Source organism: Spirillospora sp. NPDC046719 (assembly GCF_040645715.1).
GTDB lineage: Bacteria > Actinomycetota > Actinomycetes > Streptosporangiales > Streptosporangiaceae > Spirillospora.
In genome coordinates this window covers 2,531-9,567 of the sequence record NZ_JBEYYT010000369.1, presented here as the reverse complement: position 1 = coordinate 9,567, position 7,037 = coordinate 2,531, and the positions used below count along the sequence as shown (strand labels likewise).

The 7,037-nt window shown below is 72.5% G+C and carries 7 protein-coding genes and 1 riboswitch; of the genes, 3 read left to right on the top strand and 4 right to left on the bottom strand.

Annotated features, from left to right (window positions below):
• Positions 1 to 60 precede the first annotated feature (60 nt).
• Positions 61 to 1,914, bottom strand: coding sequence for a translational GTPase TypA (gene typA / locus ABZ914_RS39365; protein WP_190865590.1), 1,854 nt, complete (start codon positions 1,912 to 1,914; stop codon positions 61 to 63).
• A gap of 190 nt (positions 1,915 to 2,104) precedes the next feature.
• A riboswitch (cyclic di-AMP (ydaO/yuaA leader) is annotated at positions 2,105 to 2,248 on the top strand.
• 6 nt (positions 2,249 to 2,254) lie between these two features.
• Here typA and ABZ914_RS39360 point away from each other — a divergent pair.
• Positions 2,255 to 3,283 carry a C40 family peptidase gene (locus ABZ914_RS39360; protein ID WP_500199605.1) on the top strand — a complete coding sequence of 343 codons (1,029 nt, stop codon included), beginning with the start codon at positions 2,255 to 2,257 and terminating at the stop codon, positions 3,281 to 3,283.
• A 12-nt stretch (positions 3,284 to 3,295) separates the two neighbouring features.
• Here the strand turns inward: ABZ914_RS39360 and ABZ914_RS39355 are convergent, their stop codons facing one another.
• From ABZ914_RS39355 to ABZ914_RS39345, 3 genes are read right to left on the bottom strand one after another with little or no spacing between them, the layout of a single operon-like run.
• Positions 3,296 to 3,664, bottom strand: coding sequence for a (deoxy)nucleoside triphosphate pyrophosphohydrolase (locus tag ABZ914_RS39355; RefSeq protein WP_387022944.1), 369 nt, complete (start codon positions 3,662 to 3,664; stop codon positions 3,296 to 3,298).
• 39 nt (positions 3,665 to 3,703) lie between these two features.
• A complete protein-coding gene (locus tag ABZ914_RS39350) occupies positions 3,704 to 4,480 on the bottom strand; it encodes a Mut7-C RNAse domain-containing protein (protein WP_500199604.1) in 777 nt (258 codons plus the stop codon).
• A gap of 40 nt (positions 4,481 to 4,520) precedes the next feature.
• Positions 4,521 to 5,807 (bottom strand): amidohydrolase family protein, encoded by a 1,287-nt coding sequence (locus tag ABZ914_RS39345; RefSeq protein ID WP_500199603.1) that lies wholly within the window; start codon positions 5,805 to 5,807, stop codon positions 4,521 to 4,523.
• A 60-nt stretch (positions 5,808 to 5,867) separates the two neighbouring features.
• Here ABZ914_RS39345 and ABZ914_RS39340 point away from each other — a divergent pair, with 60 nt between their 5' ends.
• Together ABZ914_RS39340 and ABZ914_RS39335 are read left to right on the top strand one after the other, a co-directional pair.
• Complete coding sequence (locus ABZ914_RS39340; protein ID WP_500199601.1) at positions 5,868 to 6,392, top strand: MarR family winged helix-turn-helix transcriptional regulator; 525 nt, start codon at positions 5,868 to 5,870, stop codon at positions 6,390 to 6,392.
• Between the two features lie 106 nt (positions 6,393 to 6,498).
• A complete protein-coding gene (locus tag ABZ914_RS39335; RefSeq protein WP_500199600.1) occupies positions 6,499 to 6,954 on the top strand; it encodes a guanyl-specific ribonuclease in 456 nt (151 codons plus the stop codon).
• Positions 6,955 to 7,037 lie beyond the last annotated feature (83 nt).

Genomic DNA, 7,037 nt, shown 5'->3' with positions numbered 1-7,037 from the left:
CCGCGGTTCTCGGAACCGCGGGGCCGTTTCCTTTCGCGTCCTGTGCGCCTCGTCCCGGCGTCAGCCGGCGCGCTTGGTGCGGGCGCGCATCCGCTCGCGCTCCTTGGCGTCCAGCACCACCTTGCGGATGCGGACGTTCGCCGGGGTCACCTCGACGCACTCGTCCTCGCGGCAGAACTCGAGGGCCTCCTCCAGCGACAGGACCCGCGGCGGGGTGAGCCGCTCCAGCTCGTCACCGGTGGAGGAGCGCATGTTCGTGAGCTTCTTCTCCTTGGTGATGTTGACGTCCATGTCGTCGGAGCGGGAGTTCTCCCCGACGATCATGCCCTCGTACACCTCGGTGGTCGGCCCCACGAAGAACGTGCCGCGCTCCTGCAGGTTCGTGATCGCGTACGCGGTGGCGGCGCCGGAGCGGTCGGCGACCAGCGAGCCGGACGGCCGCGTGCGCAGCTCGCCGAACCAGGGCTCGTAGCCCTCGAACACGTGGTGCGCCATGCCGGTGCCGCGGGTCTCGGTCATGAACTCGGTGCGGAACCCGATCAGGCCGCGCGCCGGGACCAGGAACTCCATCCGGATCCAGCCGGTGCCGTGGTTGGTCATGTGCTCCATGCGGCCCTTGCGGACCGCCATCAGCTGCGTGACCGCGCCGAGGTGCTCCTCGGGGATGTCGACGGTGAGCCGCTCGACCGGCTCGTGCTTCTTGCCGTCGATCTCCCGCGTGACGACCTGCGGCTTGCCGACGGTCAGCTCGTAGCCCTCCCGGCGCATGTTCTCCACCAGGATCGCGAGGGCCAGCTCGCCGCGGCCCTGCACCTCCCAGGCGTCCGGGCGCTCGGTCGGCAGCACCTTGATCGACACGTTGCCGACCAGTTCGCGGTCGAGCCGGTCCTTGACCATCCGGGCGGTGACCTTCGTGCCCTTCTCGCGGCCCGCCATCGGACCGGTGTTGGTGCCGATCGTCATGGAGATCGCGGGCTCGTCCACCGTGATCAGCGGCAGCGGGCGCGGGTCGTCCGGGTCGGCGATGGTGTCGCCGATCATGATCTCCGGGATGCCGGCGATCGCGATGATGTCGCCCGGCCCCGCCTCATCGGCGGGCTTGCGGGTCAGCGCCTCGGTCATCAGCAGCTCGGTGATCTTCACCTTCTCGATGCTGCCGTCGTGCCGGCACCACGCGACCTGCTGGCCCTTCTTGATCGTCCCCGCGTGCACGCGGCACAGCGCGATCCGGCCCAGGTAGCTGGAGGCGTCCAGGTTCGTCACGTGCGCCTGCAGCGGCGCGTCCGGGTCGAACGACGGCGCCGGGATCGTCTCGGTGATGACCGTGAAGAGCGGCTCCAGGTCCTCGCTGTCGGGCATGCCGCCGTCGGCGGGCTTGTTCAGCGACGCCCGCCCGGCGCGCCCCGAGGCGTACACGATCGGGAAGTCGATCTGGTCCTCTTCGGCGTCGAGGTCCATGAACAGTTCGTACGTCTCGTCCACGACCTCGTCGATGCGGGCGTCGGGACGGTCGGTCTTGTTCACGACCAGGATCACCGGCAGCCGCGCCTCGAGCGCCTTGCGCAGCACGAACCGGGTCTGCGGCAGCGGCCCCTCGCTGGCGTCCACCAGCAGGACGACGCCGTCCACCATGGACAGGCCGCGCTCGACCTCGCCGCCGAAGTCGGCGTGGCCGGGCGTGTCGATGATGTTGATGGTCAGGCCGTTGTGCCGGACGGCCGTGTTCTTCGCGAGAATGGTGATGCCCTTCTCGCGCTCCAGATCGTTGGAGTCCATGACGCGGTCGTCGACGTCCTGGTTCTCGCGGAAGGCACCGGACTGCCAGAGCATGGCGTCGACCAGCGTCGTCTTGCCGTGGTCGACATGGGCGACGATCGCGACGTTCCGGAGGTCGTCGCGCGTGGAGATGGGCATGCGGGCTCGCCTTGCGTGAGAGTTCGGGAGTCGCCGCAGACGCGCGGCTGCCACCATTCTACTTGGCGCACGGCGCCGCCTGTTCAGAGCCGCTCGTCCCCTGCCTCACACGGGCCTCGATTGGCCATCTTTGCCCATCCTTTGTAATCTTCCCGAGATCCGGTCGTCCGGAGCCCCACCCCCCGGGGCTGCGACCGGACCGCCGAATCCCCCGCGGCACCCACCCGCGGACGAACCGGGGACCCATCCCCCTGGGGTGAATCGACGCACGTCGTAGGGCGACTCCTGGCCCGAACCCGTCAGCTAACCCGGTAGGCGAGCGAGGAGAGGAGACACCGGCTTGGCACCGGACCCCCGTCCCCGGCGGCGCGTCGCGCCGACCGCCACGGCCGCCGCAGTGCTGGTCATCGGCCTCGGCACCACCGCCCCCGTCGCCGCGCACGCCGCGACCCCCTTCGGCCCCGCCGCCGCACCGCAGGCCACCGGGACGCCCAGCCCCCTCCCCACCACGGAGAAGGGGCTGAAGCAGAGCCTCAAGGAACTGAACGACGAGGCCGAGACGCTCACCGAGCAGTTCAACAAGACCCGCGTCGACCTCGGCCGCGCGGTCAAGGCGGAGAAGACCGCCACCGCGTACGCGCAGAAGCTGCTGCAGCAGACCGAGCCCGCCCGCCAGCGGCTCGCCCAGCTGGCCGCCGCCAACTACATGAGCGGCGGACCCGACGCGATCTTCAGCTCCGGCGGCAGCGCCGACAGCCTGTCCGACTCGGCCTACCTCCAGCAGAACCAGGCCACCACCGTCCTCGCCCTGCAGAAGCAGGTCGACCAGGCCGAGGCCGCCCAGCGCGCCGCGCAGCAGCGGACCGAGCAGGTCAAGCAGGCCCAGGCGAAGGTCCAGGCCGCCCGCAAGGCCGCCAAGGCCAAGGTGGACGAGGTCATGAAGCGCCTCGACAAGCTGACCACCACCCACACCACCGACCCGAAGTCCGGCCTCACCGCCACGATCAAGGGTTCGGACCTGCCCGCCAAGATGGCCCGCAAGGCCCTCACCAAGCTCGGCAGCCCGTACGTCTGGGGCGCCGCCGGCCCGAGCTCCTTCGACTGCTCCGGCCTCGTCGTCTGGGCCTACGCCCAGGTCGGCAAGCCGGGCCTGCCGCACTACACCGGCGACCTCTTCCAGCTCGGTACCAAGGTCTCCCGCTCCGCGCTGCGCGCCGGCGACCTGGTGTACTTCGGCAGCAACCTCCACCACATGGGCATCTACGTCGGCGACGGCAAGTTCCTCCAGGCGCCGCAGACCGGCGACGTGGTGAAGATCTCCAAGCTCTCCACCCGCTCCGACTTCGCCGGCGCGAACCGCATCTCCTAGCGGGGACCCGCCTCAGCGGAGGTCGGGTTCCAGCTCCGTGATGACGGGGCGGTCGCCGGGGAGCCAGGCGACGTCGTACAGGTCGTCCCGGGTGAGCCAGCGGAGGGCCAGGTGTTCGAGGGCCCGCGGCTCGCCTTCGACGATCTCGGCGGTCCAGACGCGCAGGAGCGCGCGCTCGCTGAGCCGCCAGTCGCCGCCGACGCGGCGGAGCGGGCGGATCTTGACGGCGAGCTCCTCGTGGCACTCGCGGACCACGGCGTCCTCGTCGGACTCGCCCGGGTCCACCTTGCCGCCCGGCAGCTCCCAGCCGCCGGCCATGTGCGGCGGCTCGGCGCGCTGGGCGGCGAGCAGCCGCCCGTCGCGGATGATCGCGGCGCCCACGACGACCAGATCGGTGATGGTGACCAGCCCCTTCCGTCCCTACCCGTCTGAGACGGCCGCCCGGGGCCGGTCGGTTCCGGCGCGGGCGGTCCCGACCTGACGGGTCGCCTCCTCGACGATCTTCTCAAGGCGGTCGCCGTGCGCGCCGCGCCAGTACACCTGGCCGCAGCCGGCGCATCGGCCGTAGGCGTCGTAGCTGCGGCGGGTGCCGGCCTCCAGGTCGCGCTCGATCTCCTCCTTGTCGACGGCGACGAGGACGCCGTTGCAGGCGGTGCAGCGCGTCCAGGGGCTGAGGACGGGCGCGAAGCGGTCCAGGAGGTCGCGGAGCTGGTCGTCGGGCCGGGACCCGCGGACGTAGGCGCCGAACCAGAGCGCCCGGCGCCGCAGCAGGCCCCGGTCCTGGGTGAGCAGGACGCGGCGCTCGGCGTTCGCCTGGACGACGAGGGCCGGGTCGTCCATGTCGTTGTGGTAGGCGGTGTCGAGGCCGAGCAGCCGCATCCGGCGCGCGAGCGTGCCCAGGTGGACGTCGAGGAGGAAGCGCGGCGCGTCCTGGCCGGGGTCCAGCGGGACGGGCTGGGGCCGCGGCACGGGCTCCACGCCCACCTCGTCGCCGGCCGCGGGGCGCGCGGACGGCTCGACGGGCTCGCCGCGGACGGTCATCCGGCCGACCTCGGGGAGCGGCACCCCGAGCGACTCCACGACGTGGCCGAGCGTGGACGTCCCGTCCCACGCCACCCGGCTCACCGGTTCGCGCCGTGCGGCGGGCAGGAACATCAACAGGTCGTCGGCGATGCGGACGCGTATCTCGGACTCCACGCCGCCAGCATGCCACGCGGCGCCGACGATCCCCGCCCGATTATCCGGCGGTGATGCGGGCCGCCGCCGCCCGCAGCGTGTCCAGCAGGGACGGGACGTCGTGGCCCTGGAGGACTCCCCCGCTCTTCAGCACGCGGCCGCCGACGAGGACCGTGTCGACGTGCCGCGTCTCGGCGGACAGGACGACGGCCGCGATCGGGTCGTGCGCCGCCGCCATGCCGAGGGTGTCGGTGCGCAGGACGATCAGGTCGGCCTGCTTGCCGGGGGTGAGGGAGCCGGTGACGTCGGCGAGGCCGGCCGTCTCGGCGCCGCCGAGGGTCGCGGCGCGGAGGGCCTCGGCGGTGGTGAACCAGGTGCCGGCGCCGTCCGGGCGGGCGCGTTCGAGGAAGTACGCCGCGCGCAGGACGCCGAACATGTCGCCCGGCCCGCTGGCGACGGTGTCGCAGCCGAGGCCGGTCGGGACGCCCGCGGCGTGCGAGCGGCCGGTGGCCGGGTCGCCGATGCCGAGCGCCGCCTCCACCCCCGGCGTGGCCGAGACGGTGCCACCGTTGGCGGCGATCCTCTTGAACTCCTCGCCGGTGTAGAAGTTGGCGTGCACGTACATGGCGGGGTGGTCGATCAGGCCGTTGTCCTCGAGGAACGCCAGGCCGCGCGCCGCGCCGTCCGCGCCGTGGCCGCCCATGTGGACGGTGACGGGCAGGCCCAGGTCGCGGGCCAGCCGCCATTCGGCGAGCGCGCGCTCCTCGCCGGCGATCTCGGGGCCGAGCGCGGCCATCCACATCGAGACGGCTCCCGGCGGCCCGTCGAAGTACTCGCGGCGGACGCGGGCCGTCTCGGCGGCGAGCGCGGCGAGGTCGTCGCCGCCGCCGTAGCAGTAGCCGAACACGGCGCGGATCCCGGACGCGCGGAGCGCGGCGATGTCGGCGTCGGTGTGGTCGGGGCTGAACATGATGTGCGACCAGTCGACGACGGTCGTGATGCCGGAGTCGAGGCACTCCAGGGCGCCGGCGAGGGTCGCGGTGTAGACGTCGTCGGGGCGGTGGCGCGGTGCCAGTTCGCCGAGGACGCGCTGCAGGTAGGCGGGCAGCGTGCTGTCGGGGAGGGTCGCGCGGATCGCGGTCTGCCAGGTGTGCCGGTGGGTGTCGACGAAGCCGGGCATCACGATGCGGCCCGTCGCGTCCAGGATCTCGGCGCCGGCGGGCGCTGCCAGGCCGGGGCCGACGGCGGCGATCCGGCCGTCCTCGACGAGGACGTCCGCGCGTCCGAGGACGGTGGGCGCGGGAGCCGTGTCGATGACCGTGCCGTCGCGAAGGAGGAGCGATGTCATGAAGTAAAGCTTAGAAAGAAGCTTTTAAGAAAGCAATACGGCGACGGGTATCCTCGGCTTGTGCGCGATGACGACGGCGGCCGCCGTGACGAGGTGGACGAGCTGGCCGGGGCCTGGCGGCGGGACGGCCTCGGCGAGGACGTCATCGCGATGCTGGAGGTCAGCAAGCGCGCGTCGCGCATCGGGGCGCTCGTCCAGCAGGCGCTGCGCGGGGAGCTGGCCGACCTCGGGCTCACCTACGCCGAGTTCGAGGTGCTGACGGTGCTGAACAGGGCCGGGAAGCCGTACCGGCTGAGGCCGAGCGAGCTGACCCGGTCGGCGTTCCTCACCTCCGGCGGCACGAGCAACGTGCTGCAGCGGCTGCAGAAGGCCGGCTACGTCGAGCGGGAGGCCAACACCGGCGACGCCCGCAGCAGGTTCGTCCAGCTCACACCGGAGGGCCTCCGGGTCACGACGCTGGCATTGGACGCCTCGGCGCGCGCGCACAGAGAGGCCATGGCGGGGGTGCCCGCCGAGGCTGTCCGCGACGCCGCCGACGCGCTGCGCGACATCCTGCTGGTGATCGGCAAGCGGCGGTTCCGGTGACCAACCGCCCGATCCGTGCCGAATCACCGGTGACACGGTCGGCAACTTCTCCTGAATTGACGGCATCGCCGGTGACGAGGCGGACGGCCCGGGCGACACTCGCCCCATGACGACCCCCCGCCACCGGTTCCGCCGCGCGCTCCTCCCGGCCGCCCTGCTCATCGCAGGGCTCACCGGCCCCGCGGCGCACGCCACCACCGCCACCGCCACCGCCACCGCCACCGCCACCGCTCCTGCGGCCTACGCCGCCACTCCCGCCCCGTCCGCCGCAGTCTCCACCGTGTGCGAGTCGTCGCTGCCGTCGCAGGCCGACGACACGATCGCCCTGATCGACAAGGGCGGCCCGTTCCCGTACCCGCAGGACGGCACGGTCTTCCAGAACCGCGAAGGGCTGCTGCCGCGGGAACCGCAGGGCTACTACCACGAGTACACGGTGAAGACCCCGGGCAGCTCCACGCGCGGCGCCCGCCGCATCATCACGTCCGACGACCTCGGCCACGACGGCATGTACTGGACGCCCGACCACTACAGCACGTTCTACGACATCGACTTCGGCTGCTGATCCCGTACCGGACGCCCCGGCCCCCGCCCGGGGGGGCCCCGGCCGCCCCCCCGCGGGTGTGCCGGCCGCGGGCCGGCCCTGGG

What these genes read in the sequence shown, in the direction of transcription:
- ABZ914_RS39345 (WP_500199603.1), bottom strand. Translation starts at nt 5,807, where the DNA reads ATGACATCGCTCCTCCTTCGCGACGGCACGGTCATCGACACGGCTCCC.
- ABZ914_RS39335 (WP_500199600.1), top strand. Translation starts at nt 6,499, where the DNA reads ATGACGACCCCCCGCCACCGGTTCCGCCGCGCGCTCCTCCCGGCCGCC.
- typA (WP_190865590.1), bottom strand. Translation starts at nt 1,914, where the DNA reads ATGCCCATCTCCACGCGCGACGACCTCCGGAACGTCGCGATCGTCGCC.